The organism is Bacteroidota bacterium, from assembly GCA_039821555.1.
In the GTDB taxonomy this organism is placed as follows: Bacteria; Bacteroidota; Rhodothermia; order Rhodothermales; family Rubricoccaceae; genus JBCBEX01.
In genome coordinates this window covers 140375-154220 of sequence record JBCBNX010000002.1, presented here as the reverse complement: position 1 = coordinate 154220, position 13846 = coordinate 140375, and the positions used below count along the sequence as shown (strand labels likewise).

The following is a 13846-nucleotide window of genomic DNA, read 5'->3' as shown; positions in this document are numbered from 1 at the left end:
CGAATTGGCTGCGCTCACCGTATTTGCAGTGGGCATGTCTCAGCCTTACAGGACTGGCGAGCGCGGCGTGGGTGCTCCGTGCATGCGGGTGGAGCTTCGCGGGCACAGCGGTCGACCTGGCGGCTCTTCCGGTACTTTGGTTTATCTCTGTGGCAGCCCTGTCAGCGGGGGTGCACTGGCTTTGGGGCGGAATTGAGCAGGTTGGACTTCTCGCACTCGGTGCGCTTGTACTTCTGGGGCTGGTCTCGCTACCCGTTGGTTTCCTGTTGACACTCGCTCCCCACGCAGAGACCGTGTTCGCTGAGGAGTCGATTGACGAGGTGTTTCGCTATCGCATTTCAACCTCAGGGTGGGCGTTTACGAACGAGTACTCGCATGCCAGAGTGCTCTACAGACCACCTTGGCTTCCATTTGCCGAGCGCAGTCTGGCTCACGAAGTGAGAGATGCTTATCAGGTTGACTTTGAGACGGCTGTCATAGTCACGAGGCCAGAATCTCGGATACTGGTTTTCAACACAGACGACCAGTCCGTCACAATCGTGTACTAACCACGTGGAGTACTCACAACGTTCTTCTATGCTGACTGTCGGCTGGCGCGAGTGGGTGGCGCTGCCGGACCTGGGGCTGCTCGGGGTCGAGGCGAAGGTGGACACCGGGGCCGAGTTTGCGGTGCTGCATGCGTTTGACCTGGAGCGCTTCACCGATGCCGGAGCGCCGTGGGTGCGCTTCAACGTGCACCCGCTGCGGGCGAACGAGCGCGTGGTCGTCGCATGCGAAGCGGCCGTGGTTGACGAGCACGCGGTCACGTCGTCCAACGGGCAGAGCGAGACGCGCCTCGCTATCGAGACGACGCTGAGATTGGGTCCGCAGGTGGATGCGCCGTCGTGGCCCATCCTTGTCACGCTCACCGACCGTCGCACGATGCGCTTCCGGATGCTCGTCGGCCGTGCATCGCTCGAAAGCCGCGTGCTCGTAGACCCCGCTGCGTCGTTCCTCCAGGGTCGCGTGCCGGACGCGCAGGCGCTCTATGGCTGAGGCGAATCGGTGATCCGGGGAGACGAAGAGCCGGGTAGATCCAACCTGCGGGGTTGACGCGTCGCTACGTGGCCCGCACCTTTTCGCACTTCGCACTTCGCACTTCGCACTTCGCACTTCGCACTTCGCACTTCGCACGTCCCGCCATGTCCGCTGCGCTCGCCGACTTCCTCGAACTCCTCGACCTCGAACCCATCGAGGTGAACATCTTCCGGGGGCAGAACCGCTTCCTTGGCTGGAACCGTGTCTTCGGCGGGCAGGTGCTCGCGCAGGCGCTCGTGGCCGCCAGCCGCACCGTGCCCGAGGACCGGCCGTGCCACTCGCTGCACGCCTACTTCATCCTGGCCGGCGACGTGAAGGCGCCCATCGTGTATGAGGTGGACCGCATCCGCGACGGTGGCTCGTTCACGACGCGGCGCGTGGTGGCCATCCAGCACGGGCGGCCCATCTTCAACATGTCGGCGTCGTTCCAGCGCGTCGAGGACGGCATCGAGCACCAGGACACGGTGCCGGACGTGCCCGGCCCCGACGGCCTCCCGACGGAGCTCGAACTGCTCACTAGGCGGGCGGATCGTCTTCCGGCGTCGGTGCGCGATGTCTACCTCCAGCCGCGCCCGTTCGAGTTCCGGCCGGTCAACTACCACGAGCCATTCGCGCCCGAGGCGAGCCCGCCGGTCCACGACATCTGGTTTCGCACGACGGGCACGGTCACCGACGCGGAGGGTCCCGAGGCATTGCTCGCGCAGCAGGCTGTCCTGGCCTACGTCTCCGACCACAACCTGCTCGGGTCGGCGATCCGTCCGCACGCGCTGACGTTCTTCGACCCCAACCTCCAGGCGGCCAGCCTCGACCACGCGCTCTGGTTCCACCGCCCATTCCGTGTCGACGAGTGGCTCTTGTACCACGTCGAAAGTCCGTCGGCGGCAGGCGCGCGGGGCCTCGCGCTCGGCCAGATCTACACGCAGGACGGGCGACTCGTAGCGTCGGTGGCGCAGGAGGGGCTGCTGCGGCAGCGTCCTGGCAAGAATGTGCGCGTCGGCGTGAAGTGATCGGGGGTGACAGCACAAGTGGCACCGGCACGATCGACGTTGCACGTAGGGAACGGTGCGTCCGCACCGGCGTCCGATAACCGTTATCCGACATTGAGAACTTGCTCCTCTTGGTTCCCCCTGCCTACCGTGTTGCATCTGTTGTCATCCTGAACTCGATTCAGGATCTCTAACGACTGCGGGGTTTCGTTGCTTCGCGGAGATGCTGAACCAAGTTCAGCATGACAAGACGGTACGTGTGTAGCCTGATTTGATGTTGCTCACTTCGCTCTGCTCCCATGCCCGACTCCCCAGACGCCCGCATCGGTAGCGCCGCTCCCATCGGCGGCTCAACGGGGCTCCCCGGCCTTGCGCTTTCCCTCGGCGACCTCGAGGCGCGCCTCGACGGCTTTGTAACGGAATACCTCGCGGGCAAGAGCAAGGAGACCATCGGCACGTACCGCCGCTCGCTCAACGAATTCGAGCGCTATTTCGCGGTCCTCCAGCAGCGCCCGGTTATGGAGCGCTTCCGCTTCCGCACGGCCGACGTGGAGGGCTACAAGACCTACCTGATGAAAGAGCGCGGCCTGAGCCAGGTTAGCGTCTCCACCTACCTCACGGCGCTGAGGCGGCTCTGCCAGTACCTCGTCGAGCGCGGCGAACTTGCCGAGAACCCGGCGAAGGCGGTCAAGGGCAACCGCCGCCCCACGGACCACTCGCGCAAGGTGCTCACCGTCGAGCAGGTGCGCCACCTCCTCGACCACGTCGAGACGGACACCACCATCGGCAAGCGCGACCACACGATCATGATGCTGATGCTCTACGCGGGCCTCGCCGAGATTGAGATCGTGCGCGCCGACCTCGAAGACCTGGAGCAGACGCTCATGGGCTGGACCCTCCGCGTGCAAGGCAAAGGTCACACCGAGAAAGACCAGGAAGTCCCCATCGACCCGCCCGTGATGGACGCGATCCGCCTCTACCTAGACGCGCGCGGGCGTATCCGCCCTGCCGACCCGCTCTTCGTCAGCCACGGTCACCGCTCCGACGGCGAGCGCCTCAACACGCGCTCGATCCGTAGCCGCATCAATCAGCACCTCAAGGCCGCCGACCTCAAGAAGCCCGGCATCACGCCGCACTCGCTCACGCACACCGCCGCGCTCATCTGGCTCAACGACGGCATGAGCGTCCACGAGGTCAAGCAGCGCATGCGCCACGGTACGCTGGACACGACGATGATCTACTTCAAGAAGCAGGGGCTCCTCACGCGGGAGCAGGACGACGTCTAGCCGATGCCCAAGCTCTGCCCGCACCTCATCCTCGAAGGCACACGGCTGACGCACAAGACGGACCTCGCCTTCGCACTCAACCGGCACCCGCGCGTGGTCGGGCCGCGCAAGTACGAATACCACTCGCCGCTCGTCTCGGGCGAATGGTGCGCGTTCACCAACGACCCGTGGGGGCGCGGGCTCGTCAACTTCGCACCCGAGGAGGAGGCCTTGGCGATGGAGACCTACCGCACGTGGGTCCACCTCTTCGAACTCCAGCGGTTCTACTCGTGGATCATCGACCGCTTTCATCTCTCGACGCAACTCGTCCAACGCCAACTCCACGGCGCGCACTACGGCTTCGGCTGGCTGGAAGACCGGCTGCGTCCGCTCAACTTCCGCATCATCCTCTGCACGCGGTACCCCGACTCGTTCGAGGCGGCCCGGGCGGAGCGGCTGAAGGTGTCTGGCAACCCGTCGCAGTACGACGACCTCGCGCCGTTCATCCGCGACCAAGAGGTGCTGCGGAGACTCGCGGCCGCCTCCTCGCTCCCCGTGTTTGAGGTCGATGTCTCCGACGGTGACGTGCCCCGTGCCGCCGATGCCGTCGCTGATTGGCTCGCGTCCACAGGCGGGCTGACCATGCCCGACGTACCGCACTCGCTAGCACCAGCCGATGTGACGCTATGACCATTCTCCTCGCCGGTGCGTCCGGCCTCGTCGGTCGGCATGCGCTCGACATGCTCCTCGGCACGCCCGAGTACACCCGCATTCTCGTCCCGACGCGCCGCGACCTGGCGGGCTCGGACCGGCTCGGCCTCCTCGTCCAGCACCCGAACGTACGGCAGGTGCTCGTCGATTTTGCAAAGCTGGAGGACCGTGCCGTCGACCTCCGCGCGGACCATGTGCTCTGCGCGCTCGGCACGACAATCAAGCAGGCCGGTTCACAGGCGCGCTTCCTAGAAATCGACCGCGATATGCCCGTTTCGCTCGCGCGGGTGACGAAAGTCGCGGGCGCAACGCGCTTCGCCTACGTGAGTTCGCTCGGGGCCGACGAGGACGCGCGCACGTTCTACCTCCGGTCCAAGGGCGAGACGGAGGCGCTGCTGCGCAACGTCGGCTTCGAGAGCGTGACGCTGCTGCGCCCGTCGCTGCTGCTCGGCGGCCGCGGCGAGTTTCGGCTGGGCGAGCGCATCGGGCAGGGCCTCGGCGCGCTCGTGCGTCCGCTGTTGCCCGCACGCGTCAAGCCCGTCCACGCCGCGACGGTGGCCGCCGCGCTCATCCAGGCCGTACGCCAGGACCACGTCGGCACGCGCGTCGCGGAGGGCCGTACGCTGTTCGACCTCGCCGAAGGCTGGCGGCGCGAAGTGCGAGACTGAGCAGCAGTCGGGTGCGCAACGCAAGGCTGCTAGCCTTGCCTCGCGGTACCGGCCTGCATGCACGTCCACACGTTCATACCTACACACGTTCACACGTCTACTGGGCGCGGAGCACGCGCGCCGGGTCAGCGGAGGCGGCGCGGTAGGTGCGCACGCCCACCGTCACCAGCGCCAGCGTCAGCGAGGCGGCCAGCCCGAGCGCGAACAGCCCAGGGCCGAGGTCGATGCGGTAGGCAAAGTCTTCGAGCCAGGCGCGCAGCATGACGAACGCGAGGGGCGACGCCACCGCGAAGCCGAGGAGCACCAGCACCACGAACTCGCGGGCGAACCGGGCCACGATGTGCCCCGTGCTCGCGCCGAGCACCTTGCGCACGCCGACCTCCTTGGCGCGCCGCGCCGTCGTGTAGCTCACGAGCCCGAAGAGCCCGATGCAGCCAATCAGGATGGCGACGAGCGCGAACGCGTTGATGATGCGCTGGAAGGACTCCTCGCCCTGGTAGAAGTTGGCGATGTTGTCGTCGAGGAACCCGTAGTCGTAGACGAACGCCGGGAACGTGTCAGTCCAGGCGGCTTCGAGCACGTCCAGGGCCTCGGTGCGTTGGTTCATCTGGATGCGCGCCGCGCCCACGTAGGCGTAGTCCGGAGCCACCACGAGGACCGTCGGGTCGATCTCCTGGTGGAGCGAGTTGGTGTTGAAGTCACGGACGACGCCCGTCACCACGCCCTCCCAGTTCCACATGTCGATCGGCGTGTCGAGCGCGTCGGCGGGGTTCTCGTAGCCCATCAGCTCGGCCAGCGCCTCGTTGATGATGAAGCTGCTGCTGTCGCCCCGGACGAAGTCGCGGCCCGCCACGAGGGGCATACGGTAGGTCCGGAGGTAGTCCTCCTCGACAAGCTTGATCTGCGCGTTGTTCTCGATGCGCGTGGTGTCCTTCTCGTAGTGGAAGTTGCCCGCCCAGGTGCTGCCGGAGGTCGCGCCGGAGTTCGAGAACGTGACCTCGTCGATGGCGCTGTGCGCTTCGAGGCGCGTAGCCAGCGTGGCGAGGTCGACTGTGTTGTCAGGGATCTCGAACTCGACGACCGCGCTCGTGTCGTAGCCCAGCGGGGCGGAGCGGAGGTACTGCGTCTGGTAGACCGCCGCGAGCGTGCCGATGATGAGCACCTGCGAGATGGCGAACTGCACCACCACGAGGCCGCGCCGCACCGAGAGGAAGCCCCCCGGCGCGCTGACCTGCCCCTTGACCACCTCGCTCGCGCGCAGGCGGCTCATCAGCCACGCCGGATACAGGCCCGAGGCGAGCGTGAGGAGTAGCCCGGCACCCAGCACGAACGCCAAGAGGAGCGGGTCGGTGAACGGGTTGACGGCGAAGCTCTCGCCGAAAAAGTCGCTGATGAGGAGGCGGACGGGGTTGGCGAGCAGCAGCGCCACGACCAGCGCGATGGCCGTCAAGAGCGCGGTCTCGGTCATGAAGTAGCCCCGGATCTCGCGCGGCGTGCCGCCGAGCGCCTTGCGGACGCCCACTTCCTTCGCCCGCCGGAAAACGAGTGTCGTGTTGAGGTTAACGAAGTTGATGCATGCCGTGAGCAGCAGCAAGAGGCCGATCAGCCCGAGCGTGTACATCTCCCCGGGCGTGGTGATGCCGCCATTCTCGCTGCCGAAGCGGTCGTCGAAGTGCATCGCCGTGAGCGGCTGCAGGAAGTAGGTCAACTCACCGGAGTCGTCCTCGTCGTAGTGCCGCCCAACGAAGTCGACGAGCTTGGCGTTCACGGTCTCGGGATCGACGCCCTCAGGGAGCCGCACGTACGTCTGGACGCCCGACGAGACGCTGCCCCAGTTGTCGTTGATGCGCGTGTGCTCCTCGCCGAGGTTGGCCGAGACGAGCGCGTGCATGGGCAGCGAGTTCGTCTCGATGGGGTCGGTCACGACACCCGTCACCGTCAGTTCGAAGTCGTTGTCGAAGGTGACGACCCGCCCGATCACATCGGTCGGCACGGCGTCGTCGCCGAAATACTTCGCCGTGAGTGTCTCCGAGAGCACGATCGTGTACGGCCCGTCGAGGGCGGTCGCCCGGTCGCCCGCGAGCCAGTCGTAGTCGAAGAGCTCGAAGAAGCCCGGCTCCACGATGGCTACGGTCCCCCGCTCTCGAAAGCGGGCCACCTCCCCGTCCTCCTGCTCGACGGCAATCACGGGCCGCCCGAAGTTGCGGTCGATGAGGACCACGAGGTCGGCCTCGGGCATCTCCTCGCGGAACGTCGCGGCGAACGGATAGGCGATGCCGCGCTGATGACTCGTGTTGCCGAACTCGGTGCTCTCGTGGACGACGCGGAAGGTCTGCTCGGCGTTCGGGTGGTGCTGGTCGAAGCTGGCCTCGTAGCGAAGCTTCTGGAAGATGAGCGTCGCGCAGAGCAGCCCGAGCGTGAGGCCGAGCAGGTTGACCAGCGTGTGCGTCTTGGTGCGGCGGAAGGCGCGGAGGCTGGTCTTGAGGTAGTGCGAGAGCATAGCGCGGCGAGACGACGGGAAGCGACAGCAGGACGACGAGCGACGGACGAGAACCGCCCTACGGGACGCCTGGCCTGGAAGTTGCCCCTACGTTTTGGCCTTGACGACGTGCGTTTCGCCCTGCTAGGCGACAGCATGGGTGTATGTTGCCCACCGCACACGTCGCGCCCTCTCGCGTTCCTCACCCGCGTTTCCCGATGCTCTTCCGACGTCTGCTCTGCTGTGCTGTGCCGCTCCTCTTCTGCATGCTAGTCGCGGCGCCCGTGCTCGCGCAGCCCTGGTCGTCCCCACTCGCCGCGCCCGACGCCGACGGGCGTCTGACCTACGCGCCGGACCCCGACGGCTTCCTCCTGCCCGACTTCAGCCACGCAGGCTACCGCGGCGGCCTCGTCCCGCTGCCCGACGTGCCGACCGTCGTGACCGTAGCACCAGGGCCGGGCGACGACACCGCGCGCATCCAGGCAGCGATGGACGAGGCCGGGGCGCGGCCTCTGAATGGAGAGGGCTTCCGGGGCGCGGTGGAACTGGCGGCCGGCACCTACGACATCGCCGGGCAGCTCTGGCTCCAGCATAGCGGTGTGGTGCTTCGCGGCGCAGGCAGCGGCGACGACCCCGCGGCGGCCTCCATCCTGCGCGTCACCGGCAACGAGCCCGCGCAGCGCATCTTCCTCCGTGTGGGCGCGCGGCGCAACACGCTCTGGGGCGGCGAGGTAAGCGGCTCCCGCACGGCCGTCACGTCCGAGCGCATCCCCGCCGGGGCGCGCAGCTTCACCGTCGCCGACGCCTCGGCGCTCTCGGTGGGCGATAACCTGATCCTCGTCCACCCGAGCACGCAGACCTGGCTCGACGCCATCGACGGCGGCGGGGTGGACCTCGATCCAGCCTGGACGCCCGGCGACGACGACATCGTCTTCAACCGCGTCGTCACGGCCCTCGACGGCAACCGCGTGACGGTGGACGTGCCGGTGTTCTACACGCTCGACCGCCGCCGCAGCGAGTCGTACGTCTACGTGCACAACCGCAACAACCTCGTGACGCAGGTCGGCGTCGAGCACCTCCGCATCGACATCCAGCCGGGCGACGCCATCGAGGACCACGCGTGGATCGGGGTCAACCTCGTGACAGTCGAGGACGCCTGGGTGCGCGACGTAGCGGTGAAGGGCTACGGCGGCTCAGCGATCCGGACGCGGACGACCACGCGCGCGACGATCACTGACAGCCAGGCGCTCGACCCGCTCGCGCAGATCGCGGGCGAGCGGATGTATGGCTTCAACCTCGACGTAGCCTCGCAGCACGTCCTCGTGCGCGACAACTACGCCAGCAACGGGCGGCACCACTACGCCACCGTCGGCGGCGCGCTCACCTCCGGCAACGTCTTCCTCGACAACCGCTCCGAGGGCGCGCTCTTCGCCAGCGAGCCGCACCGCCGCTGGAGCATGGGCATCCTCTACGACAACCACCGCGAGCTTTCCGCGCCGATCATCGACAGCCGCCTCCTCTGGATCGGCAACCGCGGCGATTTCGGCGAGGCGCATGGCTGGTCGGCGGCGCACTCGGTCGCGTGGAACGTGGACCTCGGCGCGGGCTGGCTGCTCTGCCAGCAGCCGCCGACGGCGCAGAACTACAGCATCGGCACGCGCGCCGCGTTCGTGATCCACGACGGCCCGTCGGTGCCCTATGCCGGAGCCGCGTGCTATGAGGAGGGCACCAACCGCGCCGGAACGCTGGAGCCCCGCTCGCTCTACCTCGCCCAACTCGACGACCGCCGCCGCGCCGTTAGTACCGAGGCCGCGCCGGAAACGGCGAACCTTGCCGTCGAGGTGTTTCCGAATCCGGTTGCCCAGGTCGCCACGGTGCGTCTCACGGTGCCTACCGTAGCGGAGACACGGGTGAGCGTCTACGACGTGCTCGGCCGTCGCGTGGCGACGTTGCACGACGGTTCGCTTGCTGTGGGGACGCATGCGTTGTCGTGGACGCCGAACCGCGCCAGCGCGGGCGTCTACGTGCTCGTCGCCGAGGTGGACGGCCAGCGCACGACGCAGCGGCTTTCGGTGGTGCGATGAGGATTGAAGCTAGGTCGGCTCCCCCCGTTTTTGGTGACGGTCGCTGCGCTCCCCCATCACCAAAAACTGTCCCCCTCGACTTCGAGGGGGACAGTCCGAGGAGCGGAGCGCGCAGCGCGGAGACGACGCAGGACAGGGGGTGCGGATGAGCGCGGTCCCCAACCCCGAAGTCCGAGGTCGCTTTGCCCCCTCGCCGACCGGCTTGCTGCACGTCGGCAGCGCGCGGACGGCGCTCGTGGCGTGGCTCTCGGCGCGGAGCCAGGGGGGGGCGTTCGTGTGGCGCCTCGAAGACCTCGACGGGCCGCGGGTGGTGCCGGGTATCGCGGCCGAACAGATGCGCGACCTCGCCTGGCTGGGCCTCGACTGGGACGAGGGTCCCGCGCTTGCCACGGCCGATGGCATGGGCTTCGCAGCCAAGGGCGATGCCGGCCCCTACGCGCAGTCTGATCGCTTTGACCGCTACGAGGCCGCCCTCGACCGCCTCGCTGCCGCGGGAAGCCTCTTCCCGTGCGACCGCTCGCGCAAGGACCTCCTCCAACTCGCCTCCGCGCCGCACGCCGGAGTGGGGATGCCCGCCTACCCGAAGGTGCTGCGCCCGGCTGACCTCGCGCCGGACTGGTACGCTCGCTACCGCTCCGACCCGCCGACCCCGCGCGACGTGGCCTCGGCGCTCCGCTTCCGCGTGGACGACGCGCCCGTCCCGTTTCACGACCGCGTCCAGGGACCGCTCACGCAGGACGTAGCGGCCGAGACGGGCGACTTCGTGCTCAAGCGCCGGGACGGCATCTACGCCTACCAACTGGCCGTCGTGGTGGACGATATCGCGATGGGCGTCACGGAGGTCGTGCGCGGCGCCGATCTGCTCGACTCGACGGGGCGGCAGATCCAACTCGTCCGGGCACTCGGCGGCACGGTACCGACCTACGCCCACGCCCCCATCGTGGTGAACGCAGACGGCGGGAAGCTCTCCAAGCGCGACGAGGCGCTCACGCTGGCGAGCCTCCGCGGCGCGGGTGTCGACTCAGAGCGCCTCGTCGGGGCGCTGGCGCAGTCGCTGGGGCTGGCGGAGACGGACGCGCCGCTCACGCCGAGGGCATTGGTGGATGGCTTCGCATGGACACGAATACGTCGGGACGACTGGCGGCTCCCCGAGGCGTTCTCGGCCCGACTGGGTGCCTGAGAAAGGGCCCCGTGCGGCAGGGTAGAGCACCGGGCGACATAGTGTTTACCCCGATAGTGGACTTTGGTCCGAGGTATCGTTACCCTCGGACTCCGCACACCCGCTTCATACCCGCGGGACTCCTTCGTCATGGCGTACACGCGCTGCGCTCCCTCCTCCTTCCATCTAGGTAGCTCTATGCCCCATCGTCTGTGTGTCCTCGCCGTGCTGGCGCTCCTGCTCGGCACGCTGACACCGCCTCTCCATGCGCAAGCTCCGCGTGTCAGCGCTGCGCAACTCCAACAGGTCGTGCCCGAGTTCGACCGCCTCGCCGCCATCGCCCAGGAGCGCGGTGTCGTCCCGGTGCTCGTGCGGCTCGACGTCGCGTTTCTTCCCGAAGGCCGCCTGCTCGATGCCGACGTCCGGCGTCAGCGTGCCCGCCTCGCCGAGCGGCGCGACCAGGTGCTCCGCACCCTCGCCGCCAACGGGGTGGCCGTCGAGCGTGTGACGCGCTTCGAGACGGTTCCGGTAGTCGCACTGAGCGTCACCGACGTGGGCCTCCGCTTCCTCGCTGCGAGTCCGCTCGTCCGCTTTGTCGAGGAAGACGAGGTAGTCCGCCTCAACCTCGCCGAGAGCACCCAAATCGTCGGCGCGACGGCCGCGTGGTCCTCGGGCTACCGCGGGGCCGGCCAGGCCGTTGCCGTGCTCGACACGGGCGTCGATGGCACCCACCCCTTCCTCCAGGGCAAGGTCGTCGCCGAGGCATGCTACTCGGCGAGCGCAGGCGGCACCTCGGTCTGTCCCAACGGCCAGCGGTCGCAGACCGGCCCCGGTGCAGGCGACCACTGTCCCCGCGGTACTTCTGGCTGTGATCACGGCACGCACGTCGCCGGGATCGCGGCGGGGCGCGGCTCCAGCTTCTCCGGCGTCGCGCCGGACGCCGACGTCATTGCGGTGCAGGTCTTCACCCAGTTCGAGGGCTTCTCCTCGTGCTTCCCCAGCCCCTCGCCGTGCGTGGGCGCCTACACCTCGGACATCATCAGCGGCCTCGAGTTCGTCTACGCGCAGCGCACCGAGCGTAACGTGGCCGCGGCCAACATGAGCCTCGGCGGCGGGACCAGCACCGTCCCCTGCGACAGCGACCCGACCAAGCCCATCATCGACAACCTGCGCAGCGCGGGCATCGCCACGGTGATCTCCTCAGGCAACGGCGGCAACAGCAACGGCATCGGCGCGCCCGGCTGCATCTCGACGGCCATCACGGTCGGCTCGACCGACGACGGCTCGCTGGGCACGGGAACCGACGTGGTGTCCAGCTTCTCCAACAGCGACACCTTCCTCGACCTGCTCGCGCCGGGCCGCTGGATCGAATCGTCGATCCCGGACGGCGGCTACTCGAACTACTCGGGCACCTCGATGTCGGCGCCGCACGTGGCGGGTGCCTGGGCCCTGCTGAAGGGCAAGAAGCCCGACGCCACCGTCGACGAGGTCTTCAACGCGCTTGCCAACACGGGCGTGCCGATCCGCGACAGCCGCAACGGGCTCACGAAGCCGCGCATCCAGGTGGACGCCGCCCTCGACGCCCTCGATGGCGGTGGCCCGCCGGTCGACACCGCCGCGCCGGTCATCGCTGGCTCCACGACGGGGACGGCCTTCAACGGCACGGTCGCCGACAACGGCGCGGCCGATTCGGGCGTCGCCTCGGTGTCGCTCGAACCGGGCTCCGTCAACGTCGCGCTGACCGTCGATCCGTTCTCCTCGGGCGACGCCACCGTCGGCTTCGCACTCGCGCTCATCGACCCAACGCTCGACGGCAACGGCACCGTCGCCGCGACCGACGTGGCGGGCAACGGCTCGGATCGGGCTATCAGCCTGACGGGGACCGGCAGCGGTGGGGGCGACGACACGACCCCGCCTGCGCTCTCCGGCTCGATCCGTGGCTCGCAGTACGAGGGCTCGGCCTCCGACTCCGGGTCGGGCATCGCCGCCATCGAGCTCTCCGAGGCGACCAACCTCGACCTCGACGTGGACGGCTTCGCCTCGGGCGCAGGCAGCGTGGACTTCACGGTCACGCTTCAGGATCGCGGCCAGCAAGGCAAGGGCTATGTCGTCGCGACCGACGTGGCGGGCAACACCGCCGACCTCTGGGTCTGCTCCGACGGCTGCGACCCGCCCGGTACCGGCGGCGGCGACGACACCACGCCCCCGAGCGTCACCGGCTCCATCCGCGGCAACCGCTTCGACGGCACCGCCTCCGACTCCGGCTCCGGCATCGCCTCGGTCGTGCTCGGCAGCGACGCCGTCAACCTCGTCCTCGACGTGGACAACTTCTCCCCAGGCGCTTCAAGCGTCGGCTTCGATGTGCGGCTCTCGAACCGCAGCCAGCCGGGCTCGGGCACGGTCATCGCGACCGACGTGGAGGGCAACGAGGGCACACTCTTCATCGACTCGGAGAACAGCGCGCAGTTCGCCCCGTCGGCGAGCAGCGCGGCGCTCCCGGAGGCGGTGGTGCTGGCGGGCAGCTACCCGAACCCGTTCGGGACCACGACGACGGTGCGCTACGGGGTGCCGATGGCGATGCCGGTGCAGCTTGCCGTCTACGACGTGACGGGCCGCGAAGTGGCGCGGTTGGTGGACGGCGTCGTGGAGGCGGGGTACCACGTGGCGACGTTCGAGGCGAGCGGTCTGCCGAGCGGGGTGTACGTGGTGCGTTTGAGCGCCGACGGGCGTGCGGAGACACGCCGGGTGGTGCTCGCGCACTAGCTCAAGACTCCCCGCTCAATCCTTAGGTTCAATTCCTGAGGTTCAATTCCTGCGCCCCGTTCGGCTTCGGCTGGACGGGGCGTTTCATTGGATGACTCCGGCTAATGGGAGGTCTCTTCAGAGGATGTTGGGGTCCTCCCAGACTATTCAAGCGGAGTCCTAAATCCGTCTCCAGACTCACACTCCACGACGCGTTCCGTGTCCGTTTGGTCTATAGAGTCAACGCCGCCGTTGGCTTGGCAAAAGTAGTGTGCATGGATGCGAGCCTCAATCTCTCCCTGGAAGGCAAAGGCCGAGGCTCCGAGGATGCCAAACACGAGAAGAGTTGCGCTGATAAAGCGTCGCATGGCGATGTGGGTCTGTGATGAGTTGGGACGAAGGAGCCTGAATACCTGTATGATATCAGCTAATCTTCTGAGTGGCTTAAGCATTCCATTCCGTTCGGTATTCTGGAACGCTCTCGCTACCTCCGATGCGCTTGTCTAACCCGAGGCAGATAACTCGTTGGTTTGTCAGGTCTGCGCCAACCTACACGTCTATATGGCTGCGCGTCAGGTTCCAGGAGGCAATGGACGGCCGCTTCCTGGCATTGAGCAGGCATGGCGGTAGAGGGGCGGCCTCCTGTGCACATCGTTCGCACCAAAGAAGTTGAAG

General features: G+C 67.7%; 9 protein-coding genes. 8 read left to right on the top strand and 1 reads right to left on the bottom strand.

All coding sequences use genetic code 11. The annotated features are described in order from the left end of the window. The first annotated feature begins 576 nt into the window (after nt 1-576). From AAFU51_03325 to AAFU51_03305, 5 genes are all read left to right on the top strand, one after another. Nucleotides 577-1035 (top strand): RimK/LysX family protein, encoded by a 459-nt coding sequence (locus AAFU51_03325; GenBank protein MEO1570278.1) that lies wholly within the window; start codon nt 577-579, stop codon nt 1033-1035. A gap of 146 nt (nt 1036-1181) precedes the next feature. Next, a complete protein-coding gene (gene tesB / locus AAFU51_03320; GenBank protein ID MEO1570277.1) occupies nt 1182-2084 on the top strand; it encodes an acyl-CoA thioesterase II in 903 nt (300 codons plus the stop codon). Nucleotides 2085-2362: 278 nt separating this feature from the next. Then, nucleotides 2363-3349: a tyrosine-type recombinase/integrase gene (locus tag AAFU51_03315; GenBank protein MEO1570276.1), complete on the top strand. Its 987-nt coding sequence runs from the start codon at nt 2363-2365 to the stop codon at nt 3347-3349. A gap of 3 nt (nt 3350-3352) precedes the next feature. Beyond that, nucleotides 3353-4018, top strand: a complete 666-nt coding sequence (locus AAFU51_03310; protein ID MEO1570275.1) for a hypothetical protein — start codon at nt 3353-3355, stop codon at nt 4016-4018. Next, complete coding sequence (locus AAFU51_03305; GenBank protein ID MEO1570274.1) at nt 4015-4707, top strand: NAD(P)H-binding protein; 693 nt, start codon at nt 4015-4017, stop codon at nt 4705-4707. The genes AAFU51_03310 and AAFU51_03305 overlap by 4 nt, the downstream gene beginning before the upstream one ends. 97 nt (nt 4708-4804) lie before the next feature. On the opposite strand, the gene AAFU51_03300 is transcribed toward AAFU51_03305, so the two are convergent. Beyond that, complete coding sequence (locus AAFU51_03300; protein MEO1570273.1) at nt 4805-7207, bottom strand: FtsX-like permease family protein; 2403 nt, start codon at nt 7205-7207, stop codon at nt 4805-4807. A 197-nt stretch (nt 7208-7404) separates the two neighbouring features. On the opposite strand from AAFU51_03300, the gene AAFU51_03295 reads away from it, so the two are divergent. The 3 genes from AAFU51_03295 (at nt 7405) to AAFU51_03285 (ending at nt 13192) form a co-directional block, all read left to right on the top strand. Continuing rightward, nucleotides 7405-9270 (top strand): T9SS type A sorting domain-containing protein, encoded by a 1866-nt coding sequence (locus AAFU51_03295; GenBank protein ID MEO1570272.1) that lies wholly within the window; start codon nt 7405-7407, stop codon nt 9268-9270. Nucleotides 9271-9415: 145 nt separating this feature from the next. Next, complete coding sequence (gene gluQRS, locus AAFU51_03290; GenBank protein MEO1570271.1) at nt 9416-10450, top strand: tRNA glutamyl-Q(34) synthetase GluQRS; 1035 nt, start codon at nt 9416-9418, stop codon at nt 10448-10450. A 177-nt stretch (nt 10451-10627) separates the two neighbouring features. Further along, the gene (locus AAFU51_03285) at nt 10628-13192 is read left to right on the top strand and encodes a S8 family peptidase (GenBank protein ID MEO1570270.1); all 2565 of its coding nucleotides are present in this window, start codon (nt 10628-10630) and stop codon (nt 13190-13192) included. The last annotated feature ends 654 nt before the right edge of the window (nt 13193-13846 follow it).

What these genes read in the sequence shown, in the direction of transcription:
- AAFU51_03325 (MEO1570278.1), top strand. Translation starts at nt 577, where the DNA reads ATGCTGACTGTCGGCTGGCGCGAGTGGGTGGCGCTGCCGGACCTGGGG.
- tesB (MEO1570277.1), top strand. Translation starts at nt 1,182, where the DNA reads ATGTCCGCTGCGCTCGCCGACTTCCTCGAACTCCTCGACCTCGAACCC.
- AAFU51_03315 (MEO1570276.1), top strand. Translation starts at nt 2,363, where the DNA reads ATGCCCGACTCCCCAGACGCCCGCATCGGTAGCGCCGCTCCCATCGGC.
- AAFU51_03310 (MEO1570275.1), top strand. Translation starts at nt 3,353, where the DNA reads ATGCCCAAGCTCTGCCCGCACCTCATCCTCGAAGGCACACGGCTGACG.
- AAFU51_03305 (MEO1570274.1), top strand. Translation starts at nt 4,015, where the DNA reads ATGACCATTCTCCTCGCCGGTGCGTCCGGCCTCGTCGGTCGGCATGCG.
- AAFU51_03300 (MEO1570273.1), bottom strand. Translation starts at nt 7,207, where the DNA reads ATGCTCTCGCACTACCTCAAGACCAGCCTCCGCGCCTTCCGCCGCACC.
- AAFU51_03295 (MEO1570272.1), top strand. Translation starts at nt 7,405, where the DNA reads ATGCTCTTCCGACGTCTGCTCTGCTGTGCTGTGCCGCTCCTCTTCTGC.
- gluQRS (MEO1570271.1), top strand. Translation starts at nt 9,416, where the DNA reads ATGAGCGCGGTCCCCAACCCCGAAGTCCGAGGTCGCTTTGCCCCCTCG.
- AAFU51_03285 (MEO1570270.1), top strand. Translation starts at nt 10,628, where the DNA reads ATGCCCCATCGTCTGTGTGTCCTCGCCGTGCTGGCGCTCCTGCTCGGC.